At 49.2% G+C, this 25,463-nt stretch carries 24 protein-coding genes and 1 pseudogene; 16 read left to right on the top strand and 9 right to left on the bottom strand.

Features of this window, described 5'->3' with window-relative positions:
- Nucleotides 1-8 precede the first annotated feature (8 nt).
- The 3 genes and pseudogenes from ACN0TT_RS09705 to ACN0TT_RS09695 all read left to right on the top strand — a co-directional run bounded on the left by ACN0TT_RS09705 (nucleotide 9) and on the right by ACN0TT_RS09695 (nucleotide 1,246).
- Nucleotides 9-533, top strand: coding sequence for a GNAT family N-acetyltransferase (locus ACN0TT_RS09705; protein ID WP_417761950.1), 525 nt, complete (start codon nucleotides 9-11; stop codon nucleotides 531-533).
- Nucleotides 534-598: 65 nt separating this feature from the next.
- Nucleotides 599-802 (top strand): annotated as a pseudogene (locus tag ACN0TT_RS09700) (RNA-binding S4 domain-containing protein); the annotation flags it as partial.
- Between the two features lie 54 nt (nucleotides 803-856).
- Nucleotides 857-1,246, top strand: a complete 390-nt coding sequence (locus tag ACN0TT_RS09695; protein ID WP_417761996.1) for a ribonuclease E inhibitor RraB — start codon at nucleotides 857-859, stop codon at nucleotides 1,244-1,246.
- Nucleotides 1,247-1,348: 102 nt separating this feature from the next.
- Here ACN0TT_RS09695 and ACN0TT_RS09690 read toward each other — a convergent pair whose 3' ends face one another.
- A complete protein-coding gene (locus ACN0TT_RS09690; protein WP_417761949.1) occupies nucleotides 1,349-1,519 on the bottom strand; it encodes a hypothetical protein in 171 nt (56 codons plus the stop codon).
- Between the two features lie 30 nt (nucleotides 1,520-1,549).
- On the opposite strand from ACN0TT_RS09690, the gene ACN0TT_RS09685 reads away from it, so the two are divergent.
- The 6 genes from ACN0TT_RS09685 to ACN0TT_RS09660 all read left to right on the top strand — a co-directional run bounded on the left by ACN0TT_RS09685 (nucleotide 1,550) and on the right by ACN0TT_RS09660 (nucleotide 9,621).
- On the top strand, nucleotides 1,550-1,777 hold the full coding sequence (locus tag ACN0TT_RS09685) for a hypothetical protein (RefSeq protein WP_417761948.1): 228 nt from the start codon (nucleotides 1,550-1,552) through the stop codon (nucleotides 1,775-1,777).
- Between the two features lie 351 nt (nucleotides 1,778-2,128).
- Nucleotides 2,129-2,905, top strand: coding sequence for a TSUP family transporter (locus ACN0TT_RS09680; RefSeq protein ID WP_417761947.1), 777 nt, complete (start codon nucleotides 2,129-2,131; stop codon nucleotides 2,903-2,905).
- Between the two features lie 27 nt (nucleotides 2,906-2,932).
- A complete protein-coding gene (locus ACN0TT_RS09675; RefSeq protein ID WP_417761946.1) occupies nucleotides 2,933-4,078 on the top strand; it encodes an exonuclease SbcCD subunit D in 1,146 nt (381 codons plus the stop codon).
- On the top strand, nucleotides 4,075-7,164 hold the full coding sequence (locus ACN0TT_RS09670; RefSeq protein WP_417761945.1) for an AAA family ATPase: 3,090 nt from the start codon (nucleotides 4,075-4,077) through the stop codon (nucleotides 7,162-7,164). Before ACN0TT_RS09675 ends, ACN0TT_RS09670 begins: the two co-directional genes overlap by 4 nt.
- Nucleotides 7,165-7,320: 156 nt before the next feature.
- The gene (locus tag ACN0TT_RS09665; protein ID WP_417761944.1) at nucleotides 7,321-8,616 is read left to right on the top strand and encodes a peptidoglycan DD-metalloendopeptidase family protein; all 1,296 of its coding nucleotides are present in this window, start codon (nucleotides 7,321-7,323) and stop codon (nucleotides 8,614-8,616) included.
- A 147-nt stretch (nucleotides 8,617-8,763) separates the two neighbouring features.
- Nucleotides 8,764-9,621: a tetratricopeptide repeat protein gene (locus ACN0TT_RS09660; protein ID WP_417761943.1), complete on the top strand. Its 858-nt coding sequence runs from the start codon at nucleotides 8,764-8,766 to the stop codon at nucleotides 9,619-9,621.
- A 74-nt stretch (nucleotides 9,622-9,695) separates the two neighbouring features.
- Here the strand turns inward: ACN0TT_RS09660 and ACN0TT_RS09655 are convergent, their stop codons facing one another.
- From ACN0TT_RS09655 to ACN0TT_RS09645, 3 genes are all read right to left on the bottom strand, one after another.
- Nucleotides 9,696-10,202, bottom strand: a complete 507-nt coding sequence (locus tag ACN0TT_RS09655; RefSeq protein WP_417761942.1) for a M48 family metallopeptidase — start codon at nucleotides 10,200-10,202, stop codon at nucleotides 9,696-9,698.
- Nucleotides 10,203-10,207: 5 nt separating this feature from the next.
- Entirely contained in the window at nucleotides 10,208-10,648 is a 441-nt protein-coding gene (locus tag ACN0TT_RS09650) for a DUF3010 family protein (RefSeq protein ID WP_417761941.1), read from the bottom strand.
- 66 nt (nucleotides 10,649-10,714) lie between these two features.
- Nucleotides 10,715-12,058 (bottom strand): DEAD/DEAH box helicase, encoded by a 1,344-nt coding sequence (locus ACN0TT_RS09645; RefSeq protein WP_417761940.1) that lies wholly within the window; start codon nucleotides 12,056-12,058, stop codon nucleotides 10,715-10,717.
- 207 nt (nucleotides 12,059-12,265) lie between these two features.
- On the opposite strand from ACN0TT_RS09645, the gene rssA reads away from it, so the two are divergent.
- From rssA to ACN0TT_RS09610, 7 genes are all read left to right on the top strand, one after another.
- Nucleotides 12,266-13,222 (top strand): patatin-like phospholipase RssA, encoded by a 957-nt coding sequence (gene rssA, locus ACN0TT_RS09640; protein ID WP_417761939.1) that lies wholly within the window; start codon nucleotides 12,266-12,268, stop codon nucleotides 13,220-13,222.
- Between the two features lie 261 nt (nucleotides 13,223-13,483).
- Nucleotides 13,484-15,601: an anaerobic ribonucleoside-triphosphate reductase gene (nrdD, locus tag ACN0TT_RS09635; RefSeq protein WP_417761938.1), complete on the top strand. Its 2,118-nt coding sequence runs from the start codon at nucleotides 13,484-13,486 to the stop codon at nucleotides 15,599-15,601.
- 53 nt (nucleotides 15,602-15,654) lie between these two features.
- Nucleotides 15,655-16,131 (top strand): anaerobic ribonucleoside-triphosphate reductase-activating protein, encoded by a 477-nt coding sequence (gene nrdG / locus ACN0TT_RS09630; protein WP_417761937.1) that lies wholly within the window; start codon nucleotides 15,655-15,657, stop codon nucleotides 16,129-16,131.
- Nucleotides 16,132-16,407: 276 nt separating this feature from the next.
- Nucleotides 16,408-17,022 (top strand): GTP cyclohydrolase II, encoded by a 615-nt coding sequence (gene ribA / locus ACN0TT_RS09625; RefSeq protein WP_417761936.1) that lies wholly within the window; start codon nucleotides 16,408-16,410, stop codon nucleotides 17,020-17,022.
- Between the two features lie 249 nt (nucleotides 17,023-17,271).
- Nucleotides 17,272-17,745 (top strand): hypothetical protein, encoded by a 474-nt coding sequence (locus tag ACN0TT_RS09620; protein WP_417761935.1) that lies wholly within the window; start codon nucleotides 17,272-17,274, stop codon nucleotides 17,743-17,745.
- 224 nt (nucleotides 17,746-17,969) lie between these two features.
- Complete coding sequence (locus ACN0TT_RS09615; RefSeq protein ID WP_417761934.1) at nucleotides 17,970-20,048, top strand: TonB-dependent siderophore receptor; 2,079 nt, start codon at nucleotides 17,970-17,972, stop codon at nucleotides 20,046-20,048.
- Between the two features lie 415 nt (nucleotides 20,049-20,463).
- Nucleotides 20,464-20,595 (top strand): hypothetical protein, encoded by a 132-nt coding sequence (locus ACN0TT_RS09610; RefSeq protein WP_417761933.1) that lies wholly within the window; start codon nucleotides 20,464-20,466, stop codon nucleotides 20,593-20,595.
- Nucleotides 20,596-20,669: 74 nt separating this feature from the next.
- Here ACN0TT_RS09610 and ACN0TT_RS09605 read toward each other — a convergent pair whose 3' ends face one another.
- From ACN0TT_RS09605 to ACN0TT_RS09585, 5 genes are all read right to left on the bottom strand, one after another.
- Nucleotides 20,670-21,113, bottom strand: coding sequence for a hypothetical protein (locus ACN0TT_RS09605; protein WP_417761932.1), 444 nt, complete (start codon nucleotides 21,111-21,113; stop codon nucleotides 20,670-20,672).
- A gap of 73 nt (nucleotides 21,114-21,186) precedes the next feature.
- Nucleotides 21,187-21,537, bottom strand: coding sequence for a VF530 family DNA-binding protein (locus ACN0TT_RS09600; RefSeq protein ID WP_417761931.1), 351 nt, complete (start codon nucleotides 21,535-21,537; stop codon nucleotides 21,187-21,189).
- A 57-nt stretch (nucleotides 21,538-21,594) separates the two neighbouring features.
- Entirely contained in the window at nucleotides 21,595-21,975 is a 381-nt protein-coding gene (locus ACN0TT_RS09595) for a rhodanese-like domain-containing protein (RefSeq protein WP_417761930.1), read from the bottom strand.
- 5 nt (nucleotides 21,976-21,980) lie between these two features.
- Nucleotides 21,981-22,208, bottom strand: a complete 228-nt coding sequence (locus tag ACN0TT_RS09590) for a DUF2892 domain-containing protein (protein WP_417761929.1) — start codon at nucleotides 22,206-22,208, stop codon at nucleotides 21,981-21,983.
- Nucleotides 22,209-22,233: 25 nt separating this feature from the next.
- Entirely contained in the window at nucleotides 22,234-25,461 is a 3,228-nt protein-coding gene (locus ACN0TT_RS09585) for an efflux RND transporter permease subunit (protein WP_417761928.1), read from the bottom strand.
- Nucleotides 25,462-25,463: the final 2 nt, after the last annotated feature.

The raw sequence follows: 25,463 nt of genomic DNA, 5'->3' as shown, positions 1-25,463 counted from the left end.
GTATTGTGATGACCCACGCACTAATTTCGACTCCACGATTAACCTTAAGACAGATGCTGGCGCAAGATTGGCCGTTGTTTCTCCGTCTTAATCGTGACCCAGAGGTGAATCGTTTTATTCGCGACATTGAGAGCGAAGACATTTTGCAGCAAAAATTTTCCGCTCGTTGTTTTTGTGAGGATTTTTTTGCCGGAGATTGGTTATCGCTAACCATTATGTATGGTGATGATGCAGTCGGCCTGATGGGTATTTGTTGTATTGATAACGAGCTGCTTCAGGCCGAGGTTGGGTACTTAATTGCTCCTGAGTATTGTGGGCAGGGGATTGCGACCGAAGCGCTAACAGCGTTGTCACAATGGGCGTTGACGCAATATCAGTTGCATAAAATTGTTGGTCGTTGTGTTGATGGTAATATGGCCTCCGCTCGGGTGTTAACTAAGAGTGGCTTTCAGTTAGAAGGCATCTTACGTCATAACCATCGAATTGGCGGAGAATGGTTAGATGAGCGTTTCTATGGACTGTTAGCGCCGTAACTCTGATAGCTGTCAGAGCTTGAGGTTGCTATAATCAGCGCAATTTTTCCAAGTGGACATATGTTGTGGCACAACAGACTGAATTCAAACTTCGCGCCGACGAAGAATTTATCGAGTTATACAAAATCCTCAAAGCCGAAGGCTTATGTCAGGATGGCGCTCAGGCCAAAATTGCGGTGGCAGATGGTCAAGTGCTGGTAAATGGCGACGTTGAAACGCGTAAACGCAAAAAGATCTATGCTGGTGATACGGTAGTATTTGCTGGCGAAACTATTGTGGTGGTGGCCGAAGCGGGTCAAGCTGCAACAACCGAGGCAACAGAAATGCAATTCCCTGCAGATGATAACGGCCAAATGCTGCAAGCTATGGTCGATGCTGGTATGGATTTAACCAAATCAATGGATATCGATTTCTTCTTAGTATTTGATGAGCGCAGCGATGCGGAGTCAGTGTTAGAAGATTTGACAGCTAAAAACGACAGTGCTGATTTGGAACTGCAATTCAACGAAGAAGTTGAAAAATGGGAAATTATTGCCTGTTATCACATGGTGCCAGACTATGACGCCATTCTTGCCAAAGAAACCGAACTCAATAGCTTTGCTGGTGAATTTGATGGTATGACCGACGGTTGGGGCGTAATGCAACACCAAGACGGTGATGACTTTGCTGGCGATGACGATGAGCACGAATGTGATGAGCATTGCCATCATTAATTGATTACCAGTATGGCAGCTATTTTTTCACTAGCTGCCATGTTTAGCTGCTATATTCCACTCTTTGATACCGCTCCCGCCGTTACGATTTCATTGCTAATGTTACAGTTGCTGAGACTTGTCTCCATGAGGTTGGTCGCCAGCCAGAATGATTTTCGCTTGGAAGCCCTGCTCAGCGAGTGCTGACTTGGGCTCGCTTTTGCGCAGTAACCATCCGATACGTGAATTAATCTCAGCATTGTCGATGCGCAGCATACTAGGGGGCTCAGTCATCTGCGTAAACGCCATTCCTAGAAGCCATTTGTGGCCGTGTTGCTGCTGATCTTGTTGGCTTATATCGGTCTCATGTTGAGTATTTGGCCGAAGCGCATTCCACCGGAAATTGACTTTTGGCAGGCCGCGTGGCCGCTCAGTAGCCAACTATTTGCTTTGATGGGCGTACTGTTGATTTTGCCTGTCATCATCGGCTACTCCGCGTGGGGTGACTATGTATTCCGTGGCAAAGTTCACCAAGGTGAAGCCTATCACTAGCGGCAAATGAGCGTTGCGAAACGAAGTTGCATCCAGTTGGCTAACTAAACTGGGGCACCTCGTTCATAGGATGAAAATCGAACACCATAGGTCAATCGCACTCGATGTGTTGCCATTTCACTCCAACTGCAGCAAAACCGATCTGCCCCGGTAATCCCCCATAAAGTGCTGGTCGGTTTTTATTTGGCGTTGGTTACTTACGGTGCTCCTTGCTCACCGCTGCGAGCTACGTTTAAACCTCATTGGTGAGTGAATGATTAAGCGGTGTTTTTTTCTCAGTTAACCCTTTGCCTTTTATATAGAAAACCTCTCTAATACCGATTTCCCCCACGCTATAAGATTGTGCCTTAAATGGATATTGAACTGACATTTCAACTGGTGTTGCTACTGTTTGCCATCGCCTTTATCGCTGGTTTTATTGACGCTATCGCCGGTGGCGGCGGTTTGATCACCATCCCAGCATTAATGTGGATTGGCTTGCCACCCGCAGCAGCGCTGGCAACCAACAAGTTGCAAGCGTGTGGTGGCAGTTTTTTTGCCAGTTGGTACTTTGTGCGTAAAGGAATGGTGCAACTGGGTGAGATGAAGCTGGCCATCTTCTGCGCGTTGGTTGGCTCCGCAGTGGGGACAATCGGCGTACAGATGGTCGATGGCAGTGTCCTGAAACTCCTATTACCTTTTTTGATTTTAGCCATTGGTGGCTATTTCCTGTTTTCGAAAAAGATCAGCGACGATGACCGTGCGCGCGTACTGAGTCCGCAACTATTTGCGTTGACTGTTGGCCTCGGCGTGGGGCTGTACGATGGTTTCTTCGGCCCAGGGACCGGTAGTTTCTTCGCGCTCGGTTTTGTCACGCTTGCGGGCTATGGCATTGCAAAAGCGACTGCCCATGCCAAAGTGATGAACTTTGCCACCAATATCTCCTCGCTGCTGTTTTTTACCCTTGGCGGTAAAGTAGTGTGGAGCATGGGGCTGATTATGCTCGTGGGGCAGGGGCTCGGCGCGACGTTAGGCTCGCGGCTGGTGCTGACCAAAGGCACCAAACTTATCAAGCCGTTAGTCGTCACCATGTCGCTGCTGATGAGTGTTAAACTACTGGCCGAGCACTACAACTTATCGCCACTGTAAGCACGCGTTATAAGGAATCATGCATTAATGAAGTTTATCCATACCTCTGACTGGCACCTCGGTCGTCAACTGCATGGCGAATCATTGCTGGAGCAACAGCGCATTGCACTTGAGCAAATCGCCGCGTTAGCCGTCGAGCACCAAGTGGATGCATTGATCATCGCCGGCGATATTTACGACCGCGCGATCCCGCCTGCCAGCGCTGTGACCTTGTTATCAGCGTTTTTAGATGAACTGATTGACCAGCATCAGATCCAAGTGCTGATTACTGCTGGTAACCACGACAGTGCTGAACGTATCGGTTTCGCTGCTAAACAGATGCGTAGCAGTGGCCTGCACATGGTGGGCAGCTTGAGCTTGCCAGTTACCCCGATAAAACTGCGGGGTAAGCAGTCGGATGCGTGGTTTTATCCGATCTCCTATGCTGAGCCTGCGGTGGTGCGCCATGCGCTTGGCGATGAAGCGATTAACAGTCACGAATTGGCGATGCAAGCCTTGTTGCAGCAAGTCACCGAACATGACAGCGACGGCTTGGCCAAAGTGGTAGTTGCGCACTGTTTTTTGGATGGCAGTAGCGAGTCAGAGTCTGAAAGGCCGCTAAGTGTCGGCGGCGCTGACCGGATCTCGCCCGCGTTATTTGCCCCGTTTGATTATGTCGCGCTGGGCCATCTGCATGGGCCGCAATATCGTGGCGTTGAACATGTGCGTTATAGCGGCTCGCCCCTCAAATATTCGTTTAGCGAAGCCACGCAGAAAAAGTCGGTCACCTTAGTGGAGTTAACTGCCGACGCACCCGCAAAAATTGAGTTATTGCCGATTCACACCGGCCGCGATGTTCGCATTATCGAAGGCAACTTGGCGGATTTATTGGTGCAAGCCAAAGACGATGCCCATGCGGATGACTATCTGATGGTGCGTCTCAGTGATACCCATGCGTTGCTTGACCCAATGGGCAAGCTGCGCAGCGCCTATCCCAATGTGTTGCATCTCGAGCGCACAGGCTTGATGTCACAGCAACAACAGCGTGATATCGGCCGTGACCGCATAAAAAAAGGTGAACTGGAAATGTTTAGTGACTTCTTTGATCAAGTCGCAGGCGAGCCGTTGTCCATGCCGCAGCAGCAACATCTACAACAGTTGCTGGATGAGCTGCATCAAGGAGAGGACGCATGAAACCATTATTGCTGAGCATGAGCGCATTTGGCCCGTTTGCAGACAGCCAAACAATCGACTTTCGTCGCTTGGGCGATAACCCACTGTTTTTAATCAATGGCCCCACCGGCGCCGGTAAAACCAGTATTTTGGATGCCATCTGTTTTGCCCTGTATGGCAAAACTACCGGTAACGAACGCGAAGCCCCGCAAATGCGCTGCGATTACGCCGATGACAATTTACTCACCGAAGTCAGTCTTGAATTTACCCTGGGTGAACGGCGTTACTTGATAAAACGTATTCCCGACCAGCAGCGTCCCAAAGCGCGTGGCGACGGCTTTACTCATCAAAGTGGTGAGGCTGAATTACAACGGCTGTACGATGATGGCCGGAGTGAGATTTTGGTCGCCAGTAAAGTAACTGAAGCCACGCAGATGATTGAGTCATTAACCGGATTGGACGTTGACCAATTTCGGCAAGTGATGGTGCTGCCACAAGGTAAATTTCGAGAATTGTTGCTGGCCGACTCTAAAGCGCGTGAAAAAATCTTTAGTCAGCTTTTTCAAACCAATGTATACAGCCGTATTGAAGAACGCCTAAAACAGCAAGCAGCAACGATTCGTAGAAATGCCCACGACTTAGAGCAAAAACGTCTTGGCATATTAGAGGCCGCTGGCGTTGACTCACCCGAAGCGTTGCAGGCGGCTATTGCGGAACTCACTCCACAGTGCGCCGATGCCAAAGCACAGAAAGAGGCGGTAAGCGCGCAGTTGGATGTTGCCAATAAGCAGCTCGATGCCGCCAAACTACTGAGTAATGAACTGGCTGAAAAGGCGCGCATAGCGGCGAGCCTTGAGCAAGCCAAAGCGCGTCAGGCTGAAATGGATGGGGTAAAACAGCAACTCAACTTAGCGCAATTGGCGCAGCAAGTGTTGCCTGTGTATCGCCAGCAGCAACAGCGCAGCCGAGAATTTCTTGCCCAGCAGCAAGCATTAACCCAAGCCGAGCAAGCGCTGAGCAAGGCTAGCGCTGATAAACAGCAAGCCGATAGCGCAGCCGAGCAGTTGCCTGCGCTTGATCAGCAACTGCAGCATAGCCGCAGCACCCAACAGCAAGCGGAGCAGTTAAAACCGCTGCTGGATAGCTATTATCAGCAGCAGCAACAGCTTAATCAGGCGCAGCAGCAGGCACAGCGTGCCCAACAAGCACAACAAGACGCAGAGCAACAGCTGAATCAGCTGCAAACTCAAAGAACGCAATTAGCGCAAGTGATGGCATCGCTGCAGCAACACGCTGGGCAAGTGTCAGCGCTACAAGAACAGCAATATCAATGGCAGCGCCGTTGTGAGCAGGGCCAGCACTTCGTTGAGCTCAAACGCCAGCAAGCGCAGTTAACACAGGCGTTGGAGCTCAAAGCACAGCAGGGCAAACAAGCCAAAGCCGCGTTAGATGCTGCTGAGATTGAATTGACCCAACTGCGATTGCAATGGCACCGAGGCCAAGCCGCGCTGCTCGCCCAGCAACTTGGCCCGCAGGCGCCATGTCCAGTGTGCGGCAGTTTGGAACACCCAAATCCGGCCCACAGCGAATTAGCTATCCCCACCGAGCAGCAATTGGAAATGGCGCAGCAACAGCTCGATAGTAAACGCAGTGGCTGTGAAGCACTGCGCAGTGATTATCGCAGTGTGCGCGACCAAATCAGTCAGTTAGATAAACAACTTGCGCCATTGTGTGAGGCGCTGCAACTTGAACCGTCAGTCACTTGCGAACAAGTGCCATTGATGGCATGGCAGCAGCAATGGAATGAAATTAAACAGCAGTTAGCCACAGCGCAACAAGCACAGCAGCAACTTAATCAGCAGCAACAGCAACTGCAGCAGCTTGATGAACAATTAACGACACAGCAACAGCAAGTGAATACTGCACAGCAACAGGCATCTGAGCAGCAAAGTGCAGTCAGCAGTTTGTGTGGTGCTTTAAGCGAGAATCAACGCCGTTTACCAGCAGAGCTACAAAGTCTGTCCGCTGAGCAAGCGTTGACGCAGTTGACCACACAGCTAGAGCAGTTGGCGCAGCAGCAAGCCGAATTAACCTCAAACATCAGTCAAATACAGCAAGCGCAGCAGCAGGCAAGTGCAGCTTTAGCCACTGCTGAGTCAACGCTGAAAGCGCATCAGCAGCAATTAACACAGGCGCAAAATTATCGCGAGCAAGCGGATGCTGAGCTTACCAATGCTCTGCAGCAAGCCGGTTTTGCCGATGCTAACGCATTAACCTCAGCACAGCTAACGGTGGAGCAACAGCAACAACTCAACGGTCAGATTGAGCAGTGGCAGCAGCAATGCCATGCATTAGCAGGTCAACTAGAGGCGTTGCAGCAAAAGCTCAAAGATGCGGTGGCGCCTGACCTTACCGCACAGTCATCCCTAGTTGAACAGCAACAACAACAGTTGCAACTGGCTGATGAACAGTATCAACAGCTCAATAGCCGCTTAAGTAACCTGAGCAATTGCCAGCAAAAGCTGGCGGTCGACGCCAAGGCGCTGGCGGCGTTAGAGCAACAGTTTGCCGTTATCGGCACCTTGGCCGATGTCGCCAACGGCAACAATCAAAGCAAACTCAGTTTGCAGCGCTTTGTGCTGAGCGTGTTGCTGGATGATGTGTTACTTGAAGCCTCCGAGCGGTTGGCACGCATGAGTAAAGGCCGTTATCGCTTGCTGCGGAAGGAAGATCGCGCCAAAGGCAATCGCGCTTCAGGGTTGGATTTAGAAGTCGAAGATGCCTACAGCGGCAAGGTACGTCCTGTCGCTACATTAAGTGGTGGTGAGAGCTTTATGGCTGCGTTGTCGTTGGCGCTGGGACTCAGCAATGTCGTGCAAGCCTACGCAGGCGGCATCAAACTCGACACCCTGTTTATTGATGAAGGTTTTGGCAGTTTAGATCAGGATTCGTTAGAGCTGGCTATTCGTACGTTGACCGAGTTGCAGTCGGCTGGACGCATGATCGGGGTGATCTCCCACGTGACCGAAATGAAAGAACAGTTGCTAACGCGGGTGGATGTGCATAAGCAGGCGCGAGGTAGTGTCATTAGCTTAGTTTGTGCGTGATTTCGCAAATTTTTAGTTCAAAAAGCCAGCAATTGGATTTTGGTCACGTTTCGGCCTTGTTTATTGCGTTCGATCTGATATAACTCTGTCCAGATTAGCTGTTGTCTTAGTGGGCTGCAGCGTGTTTTTAGCGACATACCACTTGGGAGACGCAGATTGCAGACAGAGAAGTATTTTGGATTCAGCAGTATTACCGCCCGTTTGCAGGCGCTGCCATCTCTTCATCGTAAGGCCCTTGTTACCACCGGATTCGCGCTTGTTCTCGCCGCTATTTGGCCATCATCCCAGCAGCATGGGCTGGTCAGCGTGGGTGACCGCGTGCCGCTAGAACTCGATTTTAGTCGTTTTCTTCCTCAACAATCGCCCGATGCACCTGTTACCGTGTCCACTGCGCCGAGCTTTGTCCATCGGATTGAATCCGGTGACACCTTAAGCGCGTTATTTTCTGCAGCGGGTGTTGACCAACAAACCATGTACAAAGTGTTAGAAGCGGATTTAAACATTCTGGCGTTAGATACCTTGATGCCGAGCGACCGCATAAGCTTTTGGACCGACGACCAACAACAACTGACCAAGTTAGAACTGTACTTTAACGCTGCCCGTCAGGTGGTGTTTACCCGTTACGAAGATGGTTCATTTGCGGTCAACGAAATCAATGTTGAGGGTAACTGGCAAGATCGTATTATCAGCGGTGAAATCAACGGTTCTTTTTACCGCTCAGCAGAAAAAGTCGGCTTAAGTGCTGCAGAAATTCAACGTATTGAGATGCTGTTAAAAGATAAAGTTAACTTTGCTCGTGATTTGCGCGCTGGTGACAGTTTCTCGGTACTGCTTAAAGATCAATTTGTTGAAGGTGAGTCTACCGGTAACAGCCAGTTACTGGGCATTAGCATTCATAGCGGCCGTAACGATATTACTGCCTTCCAAGATGCTGATGGTAACTTCTATGATGAAAACGGTGGCAGCTTAGTCCGCGCCTTTCAACGTTACCCAACCGCTAAACGTTTTCGTGTAAGTTCAGGTTTTAACCCTAATCGCCACCATCCAGTGACAGGGCGTTACGCACCGCATAACGGTACTGACTTTGCTACGCCGATTGGCACTAAGGTTGAAGCGACGGGTGACGGCGTAGTGAAACTGGTGACTAACCATGCCTACGCAGGGCGTTATGTGGTGGTGGAGCACGACAGTAAATACACCACACGCTACTTGCACTTATCCAAAGTGCTGGTGCACAAAGGTCAGCGGGTGAGTCGTGGTCAAGTCATTGCGCTGTCGGGCAACACCGGCCGTGTCACTGGGCCGCATCTGCACTATGAATTCCACATCAACGGTCGTCCGGTTAACCCGCTCACAGCAAAAATACCGATGGCGAGTCACCTTGATAAACAGCAATTATTGGCGTTTAAATCATTGGTTGAGCAGCGCCGTCACATGATGAACTTAGGCTAATGTGAATCATGGTTGATTGAAAATCCTCGCTTTGGCGGGGATTTTTGCTTTTACGGGGATAATTCCAGCGAAAAAACGCTCACGGTTTGCTCGCAACGGCTGGCCTTGCTAGGCTGTTAGCCGACATTATTATCCATCGAGGCCGCCATGTTTAAATATCTGCTGTTGCTGGTTGTCAGCGTATTGAGTTTTACCAGTATTGCCGCTGACGAACCTGAACCCTATTCGCAACAGAGTATGTACGATAAACCCTTGATGGAACGCTACGTGCTGGATGAACTGAAATCCATTCGGCAAGATCAGCAGTCGCTCGAAATGCGAGTGACGCAGCAGATCACTGACCGCGAGTTGGCGGTGGCAGATAAGTCGATGAACTATGCCAATGTTACCGTGACTTACTTCTTTTATCTGATTGCTGCTGCCGCATCGTTGATTGCGTTGGTGGGCTGGCAGTCGCTGCGGGATATTCGAGTGAATACCCAGAAGATGGCCAACCAAAAGTTGGATGAAATTGCCGCTCGCTATGAAAAGAAATTCCAAGAGATGGAGCGCGAACTGAAACGTAAATCACGCATCATCAGTGAAAACAACAAAGAGATTGAGCGTATTAACGAAATCCATAACTTGTGGATCCGCGCGCAACATGCGCAAACGCCTGAGCAAAAAATCGAAATCTATAACGAAATTCTCAAAATCCGTCCAGGCGATTTGGAAGCGTTGACTTATATGGCTGATGCGGCGATGGAGATGGATGAGTACCACTGGGCATTAAGCATCTGTAACCGCGTGCTCGAAGTCGATAACCAAAATGCTAACGCTCTTTATCAGCGTGCTTGTGCTTACACCAAGCTCGGCGCGGATGAGCAGGCGATTTCGGATCTGCAGTTAGCGGTCGACTTTAGCTCGTCATTATCGGAAGCCGCCAAAGAGGAAAAAGATTTCGAATCCCTGCATGGATACCAGCGCTTTGATCAGATTATTGCCGACGACGAAGAGAATAAATAAGGTAACGTTGGGCGTTATTAAACAGCAAAGGCACTCATGTGAGTGCCTTTGCTTTATCTACACAGATAGGTCACTTACGGCTGATATGGATCTTCACCGGCGTCAGCGAGCGTGAGGTAGATGCGCAGTTCAAATTCCAGCTGGTGGTAATCAGGCTCCATGTACTGGCACAACTTGTAAAATGCTTTGTTGTGTTCTTTTTCACGCAGGTGCGCCAGCTCATGCACCACCAGCATGCGTAAAAAGCCCTCTGGTACCAACTTCAACTTGGATGAAATGCGGACTTCGTTTTTGCTTTTGAGCTTATTGCCTTGTCGTCTGGCGGCGTAAGTATGCAGCCCAAGCGCATGGTGGCTCAGGGTAATCTTGTCATCAAAGCAAACTTTGGCGATGGGAGAGGATTGCCGCAGGTATTGGTTTTTTAGTGCCATAGTGTATTCGTACAGCGCTTTATCACTGCGAATTTGATGCACTTCGGGATGACGTTTTAGCAGATAAGCGCCCAACTTGCCTTGCTGGCGGAGTTGGGCAACTTGCGCTTGAATATCGGGGCTGTAATGGCCGAGATAATCTACCGCCACGGCAATTAGTCTTGTTTGCCGTAACGTTTGGCGCTGAGGTAGCCGTATGCCGCTTCAAAAGCGGGTTTTTGAATGCGGCGCAGTTCCAAACATTCAAAATCAACTTGCAGTGGGTTACGTTTCAGCTGCTCTTTGACTTCCGTTTGTTGAATGGTTGCCGCTGGCAGTTTACACAGTTGAATGGCTGCTTCCATTTTGAAGCTGGCGGCTGAACCGGCAAATTTGCCTTTGAGTGGGCGGCTGATGATCACAATTTCATCGACACGATAATCTTGCATCAGCTTTTTGAACGCGAAGTGAAATTCTTGAATCGCTGTATCATCGGTTGCATTGCGCAAGCTGACTGAGCGAGAACGACACTCTGGTACGTTAAACATTTCGCCATCTTCCTGCACGAGACAGATGATCGCTTCACTGTTGTTAATCTCTACACCACAAACTTTCATTGGTCTTTCCTTGTTGTTTTGCTCAATGTCGTTGGGCAAAACAGTGATTCGTTGTTTTTAAAACGGTTATTCGTCGTCGTTATCTAAATCGATAGGTTTGGCAGGCTTGCGGCGCATTGGCGCATCACCGACATCTACCGCTGTCATAAAGCGTTTATCGCGGCTGGCAGGTTTCTGCTGTTTTGTTCTGTTGGCTTGACGTTTCGCTGTCTTGGCCTTGTTGGTTGGCCGCTTGGTCGCTGTTGTGCGCTCTGGTGCTAGGCCAGTGAATTTCGCCGCTAATTCTTCAAGCGTGGCACGCTCAATCTCGTGTCCTAAGAAGGCCTCAATACGCTCAAATGCGCGCCAATCTTTTGGCCCCACCAAAGAGATAGCATCCCCTTTGGCACCCGCTCGGCCAGTACGGCCAATACGGTGGATATATTCTTCTGCGAACTTTGGCATATCAAAGTTGATCACCAAAGATACGTTGGTTAAGTCCAACCCTCGTGATGCCACATCGGTGGTTACTAACACTTTGCTGTAACCGCGGGCAAACTCATCCATTATCTGGTTACGTTTGCTTTGCGCTAATTCACCACTCAGGCCAATCGCTGAGTGCCCCCATTGATTGACTAAGGTTGCCAAACGCTCGCTGTCTTCACGGGTGGCGGTAAATACAATGGCTTGCTGGAACACAGATTGTTTCAGTAGCGCTTCTAGCAATGCTTCTTTGTGCGTTAGATGGTCGGCTAAGTATAAACGTTGCTGAATATCTGGGTTAGCTTGGTTGCTGGCACCAATCGCCACATGACGCGGCTCTTTCAGTAATTCGCCCGCTAAGAGTTGCACTTGCTCGTGGGCGAGGGTGGCCGAGAACATCAGTGTTTGGCGACGACGGTGATCCGCCGCGGCATTAATCGCACGTAACTGCTCAGCGAAACCGAGATCGAGCATACGATCAGCTTCATCGAGGATCAGCAATTCCAAGCCGTTGAGGAACAGGTGACGCTGCGACAGGTGGTCGGCCAAACGTCCCGGGGTAGCCACAATAAAATGCGGATTACGCGCCAGTGCTTTGGCTTGGTCGTTAAAGTTCTCACCGCCAAGAATACTTACTGCTGAGTATTGGGTGTTTGCTACCAATGAGCGTAGCTCGGCATAAACTTGGTTAGCTAACTCGCGGGTAGGCAACAAAATCAGCACCCGTGGGTCTTGTTTGCTGAGTGCTTTGGTTGAAATGATTCGCTGCAACGCCGGCAGTAAAAACGCTAATGTTTTGCCTGAACCGGTTTGTGAAGATGCCATCAGATCCTTTCCCGCCAGCGCGACAGGAATGGCTACTTCCTGAATCGGAGTCGGTGTATCTATGCCTTGGTGTGCTAAAGATTGCAGCAGGCGGCGGTCGAGAGAAAAATCTGAAAATTGCAAAAGTTGGCTCCTCTATTTCAGCGGCCGCATATTATAGGCGTTTTTTCTGCGTTTGGGCAGCGATTCCCGCCGTTAACGCTAACTTTTGTCAGATTGGGTTGGTGTGACAAAAGCGTACTTAATTTCAACGCGTTGAGCTAACGTGGCTTCGTCATATAGAATGGCGCTGCCGGTTAATTTTACCGCGTTACTCAGGAATTGCCGCAAATGAAGAAATCGAACATGCCTAGCATTGGTATTGCGCTTGGTAGTGGGGCCGCCAAAGGATGGGCTCATATTGGTGTATTAAAAGCTTTAGGCGAGATGGGCATTCATCCGCAAAAAATCGCTGGTTGCTCTATTGGGGCCTTGGTGGGCGCGGCGTATGCCAATGACTGCTTGGATGAGTTAGAACAATGGGTCACAGGCTTCACCAGTTGGCAAGTACTGTCGCTGATGGATATCAGTTGGCGACGTGGCGGGCTGATCAGCGGTGATAAAGTTTTTGACGCCATGGAGATGCATTTAGGGGAATGGAAAATCGAGGAGCTGAAAAAGCCGTTTATTGCGGTGTCCGCCGATTTAAATTCTGGCCAAGAGGTATGGTTCCGCAGCGGCAACGTTCGTAATGCGGTGCGCGCTTCGTGCTCGATTCCTGGCATTATGTCGCCAGTGCGCCAAGGTAAGCGCTGGCTGGTGGACGGTGCCGTGGTGAATCCGATTCCGGTATCTGTCGCACGGGCGATGGGCGTCGATATCGTGATTGCGGTGGATCTCAATGGCTATCGCCGTGAGAAACTGCAAGTGTTGCCGGTCAGTATTAAAAGTGAAAGCTCGACACCAGAGACCCTATTGGAAGAGCAACAGCATCAGCAATCAGAGTCGATGTTTATGGATTTCTTTGCCAAGGGTAAAGATTACATCGCTGGCCTGACACAGAAGTTCTCATCGGTTAATCGCCAGCAGCCCGGCATGTTAGGGGTGATGTCGCAATCGATGGATATTTTGGAGCAACGCCACAAGCGAGCGCGTTTAGTGGGTGATCCACCAGATATCTGCATAGTGCCTAAGGTGGCAGATATCGGCATGATGGAGTTTCATCGAGCTGAAGAAGCGATTGAAGCTGGTTACCAGGCGGTGCAACGCGTCAAACATCTTATTGAAGCCACATTAGGTGACGAATAATCTCTGCCCATGTCAGTAGCAACATGCAGCATGTTGCTACTGCTTGATACCCTTCAGTGTTTTTCTCGTCAAGCGCAAAAACTGCGTTTCTGATACCGCCGCACAACAATTCTGTCAGTTAGTGAACTTCTGCATTAGCTTGATCTTGATCAAGGTATCCTCTAGTGGTTTGTAGCTAAATAAGACCCAACATATAGTGTCTGATTAAAAAATATTCACTATATATGGTAATTCATAACGATAATAAGGAGAGGAAATATTATGCCAGTAGTAATCAAAAGGGACGGCTGCCGTACACCGTTTGATGAAACAAGACTCAAGGATGCAGTACTGGCAGCCTCGACGCACTGTGGTGTTGCCGATCCCGACTATGCTGCCACGGTTGCAGCGGTTGTCAGCCAAGCAGTAAATGACAAAGCGGAAGTTGGTATTCAGGAGCTACAGGACCATGTTGAAAATCTATTGATGGATGGTCCGTATAAACAGGTTGCCCGTGCCTATATTGAATATCGTCACGATCGTGACATTCGCCGTGAAAGCACCAGTAAATTAAGCATGGAAATTCGTGGTCTCGTAGAGCAAAGCAACGCGGCACTGCTGAATGAAAATGCCAATAAAGATTCTAAAGTGATCCCGACTCAGCGCGACTTACTGGCGGGTATCGTCGCTAAGCACTATGCCAAGCACCATATTTTACCTAAAGATGTCGTGGCAGCCCACGAAGCGGGCGAGATCCACTATCACGATTTGGACTATGCGCCGTTTTTCCCTATGTTCAACTGTATGTTGATTGATTTGGGCGGCATGTTGACCCATGGCTTTAAAATGGGCAATGCTGAAATTGATACGCCAAAGTCGATCTCCACTGCCACCGCCGTGACTGCGCAGATTATTGCCCAAGTGGCGAGCCATATCTACGGCGGTACCACCATCAACCGTATTGATGAAGTGTTGGCGCCGTTTGTCGCTAAAAGTTATGAGAAACACTTAGCCGTTGCGCAGCAATGGGGCATTGAGAACGCTGACGGTTATGCCAAAGAGCGTACCGAAAAAGAGTGTCACGATGCATTTCAATCGCTGGAATATGAAGTTAACACGTTACACACCGCTAATGGGCAAACACCATTTGTGACCTTTGGTTTTGGTTTGGGTACCAGCTGGCAGTCTCGTTTAATCCAACAATCGATTCTGCAAATCCGCATGGAAGGTTTAGGTAAAAACGCCAAAACCGCAGTATTCCCTAAACTGGTCTTTGCTATCAAAGATGGTGTGAACCACAAAGCTGGCGATAGAAACTACGATATCAAACAGTTGGCACTGAAATGCTCCACCATCCGTATGTACCCAGATATCCTCAACTATGAGCAAGTGGTACGCGTCACGGGGTCGTTCAAAACACCGATGGGTTGCCGCAGTTTCCTCGGCGTGTATGAAGAAAACGGTGAGCAAATTCATGAAGGCCGCAACAACTTAGGGGTGGTCAGTCTTAACCTGCCACGTATCGGCTTGGAAGCCAAAGGTGATGAACAAGCGTTCTTCCGTATTTTGGATGAACGCTTAGCCATGGCCCGGAAAGCCCTAGATACCCGTATTGCTCGCCTTGAAAACGTTAAAGCGCGTGTTGCCCCTATTTTGTATATGGAAGGTGCGTGTGGCGTACGTTTGAAAGCGGATGAGAGTATTGCCAAAATCTTCAAAAATGGCCGTGCATCAATTTCTCTCGGTTATATCGGGCTGCACGAAACGATCTACGCACTATACGGCAATAAAACGCATGTGTTTGATAGTGAACAACTGCGCGAAAAAGCCGTGGCCATTGTTGGCCGTTTGAAAGCGGCAACCGAGGCGTGGAAGCAAGAAACTGGTTATGGCTTTAGCTTGTATGCCACGCCAAGTGAAAACTTGTGTAGCCGTTTTGCCAAACTGGATGTGAAGCAGTTTGGCATGGTGGAAGATGTAACTGATAAAGGCTACTACACCAATAGCTTCCATCTGGATGTGGAAAAGAGCGTTAACCCATACGACAAAATCGACTTTGAACAGCCTTACCCAGATCTCTCTAACGGCGGGTTTATCTGTTATGGCGAATATCCGAACATGCAGAAAAACATTGAAGCGCTGGAAGATGTGTGGGACTACAGCTTCAAACATGTACCGTATTACGGCACTAACACACCGATTGATGAATGTTATGACTGCGGTTTTACTGGCGAGTTTAAATGCACCTCAAAAGGTTTTGTGTGCCCTAAATGTGGCAACCATGAGCCAAGTCGCGTGTCGGTGATTCGGCGTGTATGCGGTTACCTCGGCAGTCCGGATGCTCGTCCGTTCAACGAAGGTAAGCAAGAAGAAGTTAAACGTCGCGTTAAACACCTGTAGTTTAACGAACATTCATAGGGGCACCGCGCGTGCCCCTTGTTCTGGAGGCAGGTATGAACTATCACCAATACTATCCGATTGATGTGGTTAATGGCCCAGGCACGCGTGCCACCTTATTCGTCGCTGGTTGCAGCCATCAATGTCGCGGCTGTTACAATCAATCCACTTGGGACCCTCGCTCTGGTCATCTGTTTGATCAGCAGATGGAAGACCAAATCATCAAAGATCTCAATGACACGCGTATTCGGCGCCGCGGCTTGTCTTTATCGGGGGGCGACCCGCTGTTTCCCGGCAACCTAGCGGCTATCAAATGCTTATTGCAGCGCATTAAAGCTGAAGCGCCAGACAAAGATGTTTGGCTGTGGACAGGCTATCGCTTAGATGAGCTGAGTGATGAGCAACAAACATTGCTGCCGCTGATTGATGTGCTGGTAGATGGTAAATTTGAACAAGACTTAGCCGACCCGATGCTGACATTCCGTGGTTCATCTAATCAAGTGATCCATTACCTGCATCAGAAAATTGCCTAAAGCGCTGGTAATTTATGCAGTAAGTGGCCTTCTTATGGCTTTAATCGTTCAAAATAATCGAAATTTTGCGGTAAAAAGCAGATTCATCCCGCGCGGGATATTGCTATACTCCACAGCCTATCAAATGAGGTCTCACTAGCCGTGCATGGCTATGGGGCATGAATACTGGAGTAGGCTGAATTTCGCGCCATACTCAAGTATGAAGTTAAATAGCTTTTAATCTTTTGTCGGTAAGTTGGTTAGATACGGACAAAACGATGTCGTTAAGGTTAGTTCATGTCGATTAAATACGTAGCTACAGCTAAATTGCCTACGCCTTGGGGCGTTTTTTCCATGCATGGTTTTGAAGATACAGAGTCGGGTAAGGAGCATGTTGCCTTAACGTTTGGTGAGTTGCAGCCAGACGAGCCGATGCTGGGGCGTATTCATTCCGAGTGTTTGACTGGTGATGCCCTGTTTAGCCTACGCTGTGATTGTGGCTTCCAACTGCAAACGGCGATGCAAAACATTGCTAAAGAAGGGCGTGGCTTTATTTTATATCTACGTCAAGAAGGCCGCGGTATTGGCTTGCTCAACAAAGTGCGTGCCTATGCATTACAAGACCAAGGGGCGAATACCGTTGAAGCCAATGAGCAGCTGGGTTTTCCTGCGGACATGCGCAAGTACGATATGATTGCGCCAATGTTGGAGAAAATCGGCGTACATAAAGTCCGCTTGATGACTAATAATCCGCGTAAAGTCAAAGCGATGCAGCAAATCGGTGTCGAAGTGGTTGAGCGTGTTCCATTACAAGTGGGCAAAAACCCATACAACGAGTTTTACCTGAAAACTAAGTCACATGAACTTGGGCATTTAATCCCTGACTCTTTTTTTGAAGAGCATCAAGATTGATAAACAGATGATCGGTTCGCCCATTGTTATTGCATGATAGAAGGCCGCATAAGCGGCCTTTTTTGCGGTATGAAAGGTAGCATTATCGTGATCGGATACGTGGCCTTGATGCGCGGTGCCATCATGCAGGCATGTATATCATCTGCTCCTATGGGCGGTGGATACATTTTTTAAGGCTGCTAACGATAAAATTCGACATATTTTTCATTGTGTTGATGTATTTTAGGTATTAACTTGGGCGCTTCAAAAATGACACAACCTACTGACACTATGATGAAATATTTACTGCTTGCTGCAGCGTTAATCGGGCTTGGCGGTTGCGCTAGTAGCTCATCTACTTCGGCCATCCAATACAGTAACACAATGGATATTATTGGCTCGGCTGCGACGCAAGCTCCTCAAGTGGTTGCTGGAGACTACACCCTGTTGATTAAAGCGGTAGGAGAGCAAGGGGCCATGGTTTTTCTGAACACTGAGCTGGACTATCGCGACCAACGTAACGTCACCATCGCGTTGCCGAAACAGGTGTTACCACAAATGGGGATTGCTGATTTCAACGCGTTGCAGCATCACTTTGTTAACCATGCGGTGCATGTTCGTGGTGATGCAATGCGCGTCAGAATCGATTTCAATCGCGATCACGTTCCAACCGGAAAGTACTATTACCAAACCCACATTCACATTGCGAAGCTTAGTGATATCAGTGTGATTGCTGAGCAGTAATTCAGTATTAGGGAAAATACCAAGCGTTATTTAATTCAGTGCAAAATAGCGCCTATTCTGCCTATAACCAGATATTGACCGCCATCTGTCCGCTAAAGTGCCATATAAACGTCTTAATCTTCGGTAAATTTACATTTGTAGCCCTTGATTGAATAATGATAATCGTTATCATTCCGGCCTCGATATGAAAACATGACAAATTATTTTAGAAGACTGGAGATGATATGCAGTGGTTTCGAAGTGCGGTATCGGCGGTAGTCGTTGCCAATTTGTACCATGGAGTAGGTTATGCCGCTGAGCAGCCCGACACTGACAATATTGAACGTATCTCTGTTGTAGGTTCATTGCAGAAAAACAGTAGTTCAGCTACTGGCCTCGATCTATCAATACGCGAAACGCCTCAGTCGGTAACGGTTATCGACAATAGCTACATTGAGCGTTTCAAGCTCGATACCATGAACCGCGTTATGGAATTCACGCCAGGTGTTACCGTTGAGCAAGCGGAAACCGATCGCTCGGTGTTAACGGCGCGTGGCTTTGAAATCAGCAATATCCAAATCGATGGTATCGGTGCGCCGTTCTATACTGATGTGTTGTATGGCCCAACAGACATGAGCTTGTATGAGCGCGTAGAAGTGGTGCGCGGTGCTAACGGTTTGACCGCTGGCGTAGGTAACCCATCTGCCACCGTCAATTTGGTACGCAAGCGCCCAACCGCAGAAACTCGTGGCTATGTGAGCCTAAGCGCTGGACGTTGGGACAATTACCGCTTAGAAGCTGATGTGTCAGGCAGCATGACTGACAAGGTACGTGGCCGTTTCGTGGGGAGTTATACCGATGGTAATTCTTATATCGATTGGTATGAGAAAAAGCTGTCATCCGTGTATGGGGTCGTCGAAACTGACTTGTCCAATGCTACCCTGCTCACCGTGGGCGCGCAGCATCAGGAAAACAAACCTAACTCGCCATTGTGGGGCGCTTTGACCACTATGTATGCCGATGGCACGCCAACAGATTTTCCGCGCTCAACCTCGACATCTTCAAACTGGGCTTACTGGAACATTGCCAACACCGAAGCCTTTGCTGAGTTGAAGCATGACTTCCTCAACGGCTGGGAAGGTGTAGCGCAATACAGCTATCGTCACCAAAATCAGTCTGGCAAGTTGTTTTACGTGACTGGAACCATTCAGCCTGAAACCAATGCCGGTCTATACGGCTACGCTAGCCAATACACGGCAGATGGTGATTCCCATCAAGTAGACTTGTCATTAAAAGGCAGTTATGACCTGTTTGGCCGCTCGCATGAGTTAGTAATGGGCGCTGGATGGATTCGTCACGAACTGGAAGATCTGTCGTTATATGATGCTGACCAAGACCGCGGTTTCCCGCAAATTCCTGACTTTACCCAGTGGGATGGCAATGCGCCAGTGCCAGTATTTGATGCTAACCCCAGCGGCTCAGATCTGACCGATACTCAAAGCTCCGTGTATATAGCCAACCGCCTCCATCTGACCGACAAGTTGACCGCGATTGTTGGCGGGCGCTATATCGATTATAAGAGTCGTGGCGAAAGTTATGGTGCAAACGAAAGTAGTGATGAAAGCCGCTTTATTCCCTACGGTGGTTTGGTGTATGACCTGAGTGCCAATCTGTCGTTGTACACCAGTATTGCCAAAACTTTCCGCGCTCAGACAGAGTTTGACGCCAATCACGAGCGTTTAACTCCCACTAAGGGACAAACTTTGGAAGGCGGTATTAAAGGTGAGTTCTTTGACGGTGCGTTAAATGTCACTGCCGCAGTATTTGATAACGACTACAAAAACCTTGCCGAAAGCATGGGCCGCAATGAACAGGGTCAAACCTACTATCGCGGTGCCGATTTTGAGTCACAAGGTTTTGAAGTGGAAGTGAATGGTCAACTAACGACAGAACTTAAGCTGCTGGCTAGCTATACCCAGCAAAGTATTGAAGACGAGCAGGGCGAAGATACTCGGACGTATCTGCCAGAAAAATCCGTCAAGGTGATGCTGCAATACACACCAGAATGGCTACCTGAGCTGAGTATGGGAACTAACGCGCGTTGGCAGTCGTCAGTTTATCGTGATTATGGTGCCGCCCGCCTTAACCAAGGAAGTTATCTGTTGGTGGGAGCCTTTGCTCGTTATCAAGTGGCAGACAATATCAGCGTTAATCTGAATATTGATAACATTACTGATAAAACCTACTACAACAGTCTGAACTACGGTCAAGCATTCTATGGTACGCCAATGAACTACACCGCGTCGGTACGTTGGAGTTTCTAGACGGCTAGCTTGGCTGAGCGCCCATTGTTGCGCTCAGCCAAATAAGTGAAGGGCAGAGTACCACCAGGGCTCTGCCATGCTATTTGAAAAATCGGGCAAATATTACGGACAATTCGATTTGCTAACACTTGAGGGGGCTCTTTACATTGGCATTCATAAACTCATTGGCTCAATGGGGTCGTAATTGTGGCCGTGGTAATTGTGTTAAAAGCGGATGATGTGGAGATTCCTGCCACCCTGAATGACACCGTAGCCGCACCAGATTTTAAAACGCTTTTACCGTTCAAAACATCGGGCTACCGTTCTACAGTTTGATTACTGTTGCACCGCTACTGAAGGGAAGTTTGACCCGAAAGAGAAGCAATATGACTGGAAATACGGCGATATTAGCTTAGCCGGTGGCTGGTTTGCAGTATTGTTTGCCGGAGAGGAGCAATCAGCCTCTTATGATGATATTATGCCGATCGCTAATATTGCAAAAGAGCATTTGCCGTTGGTGGATGCTTTGCCGCGCAACGTAACCTTTATCGTTGAAGCAGCTGAGTAACGAATTTGCGTTAGGCGCTAGCGCGCCCACCCTTTCTTCCCTTTGGCGCTAGCGTCTAACCTTCGTGACCGAGGTTAGGCTTGCATCTTTTCCAGTTTCGCTTTTTGCGTTGTAGCCAGCGTCAATTGCATCGACAGTAGCTGCTGCTCACTCTGTAATTGCGCCCGTTGGTTTTCCGCCGCTTTAGATTTATCTGACGTCAACTGCAGTAGCTCTTGACGGATCTCCTCCAAGCGTTCCTGCATCTGTTCGATGCGTTTTTCTAATTGAGCGATAGGGTCTTTACTATCGTCTTCATCGGCGGAATCTACTTTGTTGGTATTCGCACTGAGCAAGTCGTGCAAGGTTTTACCATTGCTATTGGTTAACTGCTCACGTCCTTCTTTGGAGATGCTGATTTGATCATCTTGCACCGCTGCACTGGGCGACAGTGGTTGCTCCGATACTGAGACGTTGGTACTAATACTGCTGGAACGATAGGGATTTTCTAAGGAAATATTGAGCCGTTTGATATCCATATATCAGGGCCTAAGATGCGCATCACATTCTCCATTATCGGCGGTTCCGCCAATAACTTAACCCTTGAGTCTGCTATTTTTTAGGAGAGCCCCAGATCGCGCTGTTATCGCCATTACCCGTAGCATTCGCCTTATTGGCTTTAGGCATGACCGGTGGCGTTTTACGACTCGCAACCGTTTTGAGATGTGCTGGCATTTTTTCACCAATCGACTTGATGTACAAACGCTCGAGCTTTTCGCGTGCCCAAGGGGTTTTGCGGAAGAATTTCAGGCAAGACTTGATGTTGGGGTCATTCGTAAAACAGTTTACTTTAATTTTGTCAGCTAGGCCGTCGAAGCCATATTGTTGCTCCAGATGACACAGAATCGCTTCCAACGTCATGCCGTGTAGGGGATCGTTTGAACGAGATGAGTTAGCTGACATAAACACTCCTAAAAAATGACGGCGGCATAGTAACACAAACCGCCGAGCAGCAGAGGGTTATTTAGTTGCTGCGGCAAACGCCTCTTTCAATTCAGCATAGCCACCAGCATTAACTACGTCACTGTAACCCAACTGCTGTAGCGCCTGCTTGGCGATTTCCGCCCGACGGCCGCTACGGCAGTAAAGTACAATAGGTTGCGTTTTATCGGTAAGCTGCTTGGGCAGCAGCGTAGCTATCGCTTGGTACTCGATATTTTGCGCCGTAGCTAAATGACCCGCATTAAATTCCTGCGGCGTGCGAACATCAATCAATAACGCACCTTGAGAGCTAAGCTTTGCTGCAACATCAGGGCTGATCTCACCTTTGGCGTTCGCACTCGCCGCGAGTCCAACCAATACCGCCAAGCATAGCAGCCATGGGGCTAGCGTTGAGGCCATGCGACTCATTTTTGAGCCAAGGTCTGCTCGGCTTCCGTTTTCACGCCAAGCTTGTGTAACAACATGCTAGCTGGGCAGAAACCGGTGAAGGCGCTTTGCAGCAAATTGGCGCCGACAAGTACTGTTAACCAGAAAAAATTATGATGTACAGTCGCTGTCAGCAGCACAGACAGCAGCACCATAAATCCCGCAAATGCCATGGTGGCTCGTTCTACAGATAAAGGTTTAGACATAGCATTAGGCTCCTGTCGTTGGGCGTTAAGTTGTCATACGGTTATGCATAAATGCGTAGTACAGCACGGGTATCACCACGAGGGTGAGCAGGGTGGAGATGAAAATACCAAAGATCAGTGCGATGGCGAGCCCGTTGAAAATCGGGTCGTCCAGAATGAACAGTGCGCCAATCATTGCTGCCAGTGCGGTGAGCATGATGGGTTTCGCGCGCACCGCACCTGAATGGATCACCGCTTGCTCAAATGGCAAACCGGCGGCTGTTTCCTGATTGATAAAGTCCACCAGCAGTATAGAGTTGCGCACTATGATGCCGGCAAGGGCGATCATGCCGATCATCGAAGTGGCGGTGAACTGTGCTCCCAGCAGTGCATGGCCGGGTAGTACGCCAATAATGGTCAATGGAATGGGCGCCATGATGATCAGTGGTACCAGATAAGAGCGAAAATGCGCTACGACCAACAGGTAGATGGCAATCATGCCCAACGCATAGGCAATGCCCATATCGCGGAAGGTTTCATAGGTAATTTTCCACTCGCCGTCCCACAACACACTGACCGCATCCAGCCCGTCCGGCTGTGCAATATAATGTTGGTCAAAACCAAGACCGTTGGGGGCATCAATATCCGCTGCCATCTCAAACATGCCGTAAAGTGGGCTATCAAGCGGCCCCGCCATGTCTGCCACCACCATAATCATTGGGATCATGTTTTTGTGGATAATCGGCTTGTCTATTACGCCCTGTTGCACAGTGACCAACTCCGACAAGGGCACGGTACCGCCAAACTGACTGTCGAGTTTCATGGTCATGAGTTGCGTTAGATCCAATTTATCTGCGTCGTTCAGCGCTAAACGAATAGGAACGGGATTTTTCTGCAGCGATTTGTGCAGCACATTGACGTCATTGCCGCCGATTGATGTGGCAATCAAATCCACAATGTTGGCGTAAGGCACGCCCAGTAAGCTCGCTTTACTGCGGTCGATATACACCTGCCATTTTTGTTGCGCAGCAGGCAGGTAGATATCAATATCGACAACATCTTGCGTCTGTTGAAATAACTGCATCAAATCATTAGCGGCTTGTTCACGGATTGACTCGCTTGGGCCATAGACCTCCGCCACAATGGGGGACCACACTGGTGGACCGGGGGGAACTTCTACCACTTTGACATTGGCTTGGTATTGGGCGGCGATTTGCTGTAATGGGCCACGTACTGCCAACGCAATGGCATGGCTATCTCGATCTCGATGATGTTTATCAACCAAGTTAACTTGAATATCGCCTGCTTCTTGGCTGTTGCGTACAAAGTAATGGCGTACTAAGCCGTTGAAGTTAATCGGTGCATGAGTGCCAGCATAAAGCTGCATATTGCGTACTTCTGACACACTGGCGAGATAGTTGGATAGTTGTTTTAGCACCTTTTCTGTTTGTTCTACTGGCGTGCCCTCTGGCATATCAACAATCACTTGAAACTCAGATTTGTTGTCAAATGGCAGCATCTTCATCACCACCAACTGCCCGACAGGCAGTGCCACAGCCATAGCAATAAGCAATGCCACGACAGCGGACAGTCCGAGACGTGCTTTACGACTTTCCAAGAACGGCTTTATCAAGCGATTAAACAGCTTAAGCATCATCGGTGATGCTGACTCAGTCGATTCTCTAGCGTGGTCGCCGCTGGGCTGATGCGGTTTGAGTAACTTGCGGCTTAGCCACGGCGTTACCATAAACGCCACGGCTAGCGAAATGACCATGCCCATGCTGGCATTAATCGGGATCGGGCTCATATAGGGCCCCATCAAGCCACTGACAAATGCCATCGGCAACAGTGCGGCAATCACGGTAAAGGTAGCAAGAATCGTCGGGCCGCCCACTTCATCCACTGCTATTGGGATCAGTTCACTTAAGGAACGCTTGCCAAGCGCCATATGGCGGTGAATGTTTTCTACCACCACGATGGCATCGTCCACCAAAATGCCGATGGAGAAGATCAGCGCAAACAAGCTGACACGGTTTAACGTAAAGCCGTAAGCCCACGAGGCGAACAGCGTTATTGCCAAGGTGATACCGATAGCAACACCGACCACGATGGCTTCACGTCGCCCCATGGTTAGCAACACTAAGATGACGACTGCACTGGTAGCGAAGATAAGTTTAAATATGAGGGTGTTGGATTTGTCGGCGGCGGTTACGCCATAGTTGCGAGAGACCGTGATATTGACTTTGTCAGGCAGTAACACATTGCGGACCTGCGCGACTTTAGCCAACACCGCGTCGGCCACATCAACGGCGTTTTCACCGGGCTTTTTCGCAATGGAGATGGTGACTGCGGGATAAACGCCAGCCGCTTGGTCGGCTTGCTCTTTATCAGTTTGATAGTGCCATGCACTGGCAACCGGGACATCGGCTTTGAGAGTAATGTCGGCAATATCATCAAGGAACACCGGCGCTGGTTGGCCATTAGCATCCTTGTTGACAGCCACCACCAGATTTTTTACGTCATCGACTGACTGCAAAAATTGACCTGCTTGCACCTTAATCTCTTGGTTGTTCTGTACTAATGATGCGGGCATTGATACGGCATTATTGGCAGTGAGAGCATGGCGAATACTATCGTAGCTGACACCATAATGGTTCATCCGTTGTGGGTCGATACGGACATTAAGCACTAGCTCGTGGGGCGCCACCGTGGTGACTTCACGAGTGCCATCAATACGTTTTAGCTCAGTTTCCAGCCCGTTGGCGATGTGGGTCAGTTGTTGTGCCGAAATCGCGCGGTCTGCCGACCATAGCGTCAGGCTCACAATTGGCACATCATCAATACCCATTGGCTTGATCAACGGCTGACCGACACCTGCGGTGCTGGGCAGTTTGTCAAGATTGGAATAGATCTGATTGTACAGTTTTACAATCGCTTCGTTGCGTGGGACGCCGACCTCAAAGATGACAATGATCATGGCGCCATCCGGCTGCGAAAACGAATACAAGGTATCGATGCCTTTGATTTGCGAGATCACTTCTTCGGCAGGCAGCGTGACCAGCTGTTCGACCTCAGCGGGGTTGGCTCCGGGGAAGGGGATATAAACATCGGCAAACGTCACATCAATTTGCGGCTCTTCCTCTTTTGGTGTCACGAGAATGGCGAATAGCCCGAGCAATAGCCCGAGTATGGCCAGCAGTGGTGTAATCGCACTATTTTGAAATTTGGCGGCAATGGTGCCAGAGATGCCTAAACGGTTGGGTTGTTCTGCCATGG

The sequence above is a fragment of the Shewanella sp. genome (assembly GCF_048265805.1).
GTDB lineage: Bacteria > Pseudomonadota > Gammaproteobacteria > Enterobacterales > Shewanellaceae > Shewanella.
This window is presented reverse-complemented; position numbering and strand designations above follow the sequence as displayed.

Excerpts from the sequence above, each read along its gene's own strand:
- ACN0TT_RS09705 (WP_417761950.1), top strand. The coding sequence starts at position 9 with ATGACCCACGCACTAATTTCGACTCCACGATTAACCTTAAGACAGATG.
- ACN0TT_RS09695 (WP_417761996.1), top strand. The coding sequence starts at position 857 with ATGCAATTCCCTGCAGATGATAACGGCCAAATGCTGCAAGCTATGGTC.
- ACN0TT_RS09690 (WP_417761949.1), bottom strand. The coding sequence starts at position 1,519 with ATGACTGAGCCCCCTAGTATGCTGCGCATCGACAATGCTGAGATTAAT.
- ACN0TT_RS09680 (WP_417761947.1), top strand. The coding sequence starts at position 2,129 with ATGGATATTGAACTGACATTTCAACTGGTGTTGCTACTGTTTGCCATC.
- ACN0TT_RS09675 (WP_417761946.1), top strand. The coding sequence starts at position 2,933 with ATGAAGTTTATCCATACCTCTGACTGGCACCTCGGTCGTCAACTGCAT.
- ACN0TT_RS09670 (WP_417761945.1), top strand. The coding sequence starts at position 4,075 with ATGAAACCATTATTGCTGAGCATGAGCGCATTTGGCCCGTTTGCAGAC.
- ACN0TT_RS09660 (WP_417761943.1), top strand. The coding sequence starts at position 8,764 with ATGTTTAAATATCTGCTGTTGCTGGTTGTCAGCGTATTGAGTTTTACC.
- ACN0TT_RS09650 (WP_417761941.1), bottom strand. The coding sequence starts at position 10,648 with ATGAAAGTTTGTGGTGTAGAGATTAACAACAGTGAAGCGATCATCTGT.
- rssA (WP_417761939.1), top strand. The coding sequence starts at position 12,266 with ATGAAGAAATCGAACATGCCTAGCATTGGTATTGCGCTTGGTAGTGGG.
- nrdD (WP_417761938.1), top strand. The coding sequence starts at position 13,484 with ATGCCAGTAGTAATCAAAAGGGACGGCTGCCGTACACCGTTTGATGAA.
- nrdG (WP_417761937.1), top strand. The coding sequence starts at position 15,655 with ATGAACTATCACCAATACTATCCGATTGATGTGGTTAATGGCCCAGGC.
- ribA (WP_417761936.1), top strand. The coding sequence starts at position 16,408 with ATGTCGATTAAATACGTAGCTACAGCTAAATTGCCTACGCCTTGGGGC.
- ACN0TT_RS09620 (WP_417761935.1), top strand. The coding sequence starts at position 17,272 with ATGACACAACCTACTGACACTATGATGAAATATTTACTGCTTGCTGCA.
- ACN0TT_RS09615 (WP_417761934.1), top strand. The coding sequence starts at position 17,970 with ATGCAGTGGTTTCGAAGTGCGGTATCGGCGGTAGTCGTTGCCAATTTG.
- ACN0TT_RS09605 (WP_417761932.1), bottom strand. The coding sequence starts at position 21,113 with ATGGATATCAAACGGCTCAATATTTCCTTAGAAAATCCCTATCGTTCC.
- ACN0TT_RS09600 (WP_417761931.1), bottom strand. The coding sequence starts at position 21,537 with ATGTCAGCTAACTCATCTCGTTCAAACGATCCCCTACACGGCATGACG.
- ACN0TT_RS09595 (WP_417761930.1), bottom strand. The coding sequence starts at position 21,975 with ATGGCCTCAACGCTAGCCCCATGGCTGCTATGCTTGGCGGTATTGGTT.
- ACN0TT_RS09590 (WP_417761929.1), bottom strand. The coding sequence starts at position 22,208 with ATGTCTAAACCTTTATCTGTAGAACGAGCCACCATGGCATTTGCGGGA.
- ACN0TT_RS09585 (WP_417761928.1), bottom strand. The coding sequence starts at position 25,461 with ATGGCAGAACAACCCAACCGTTTAGGCATCTCTGGCACCATTGCCGCC.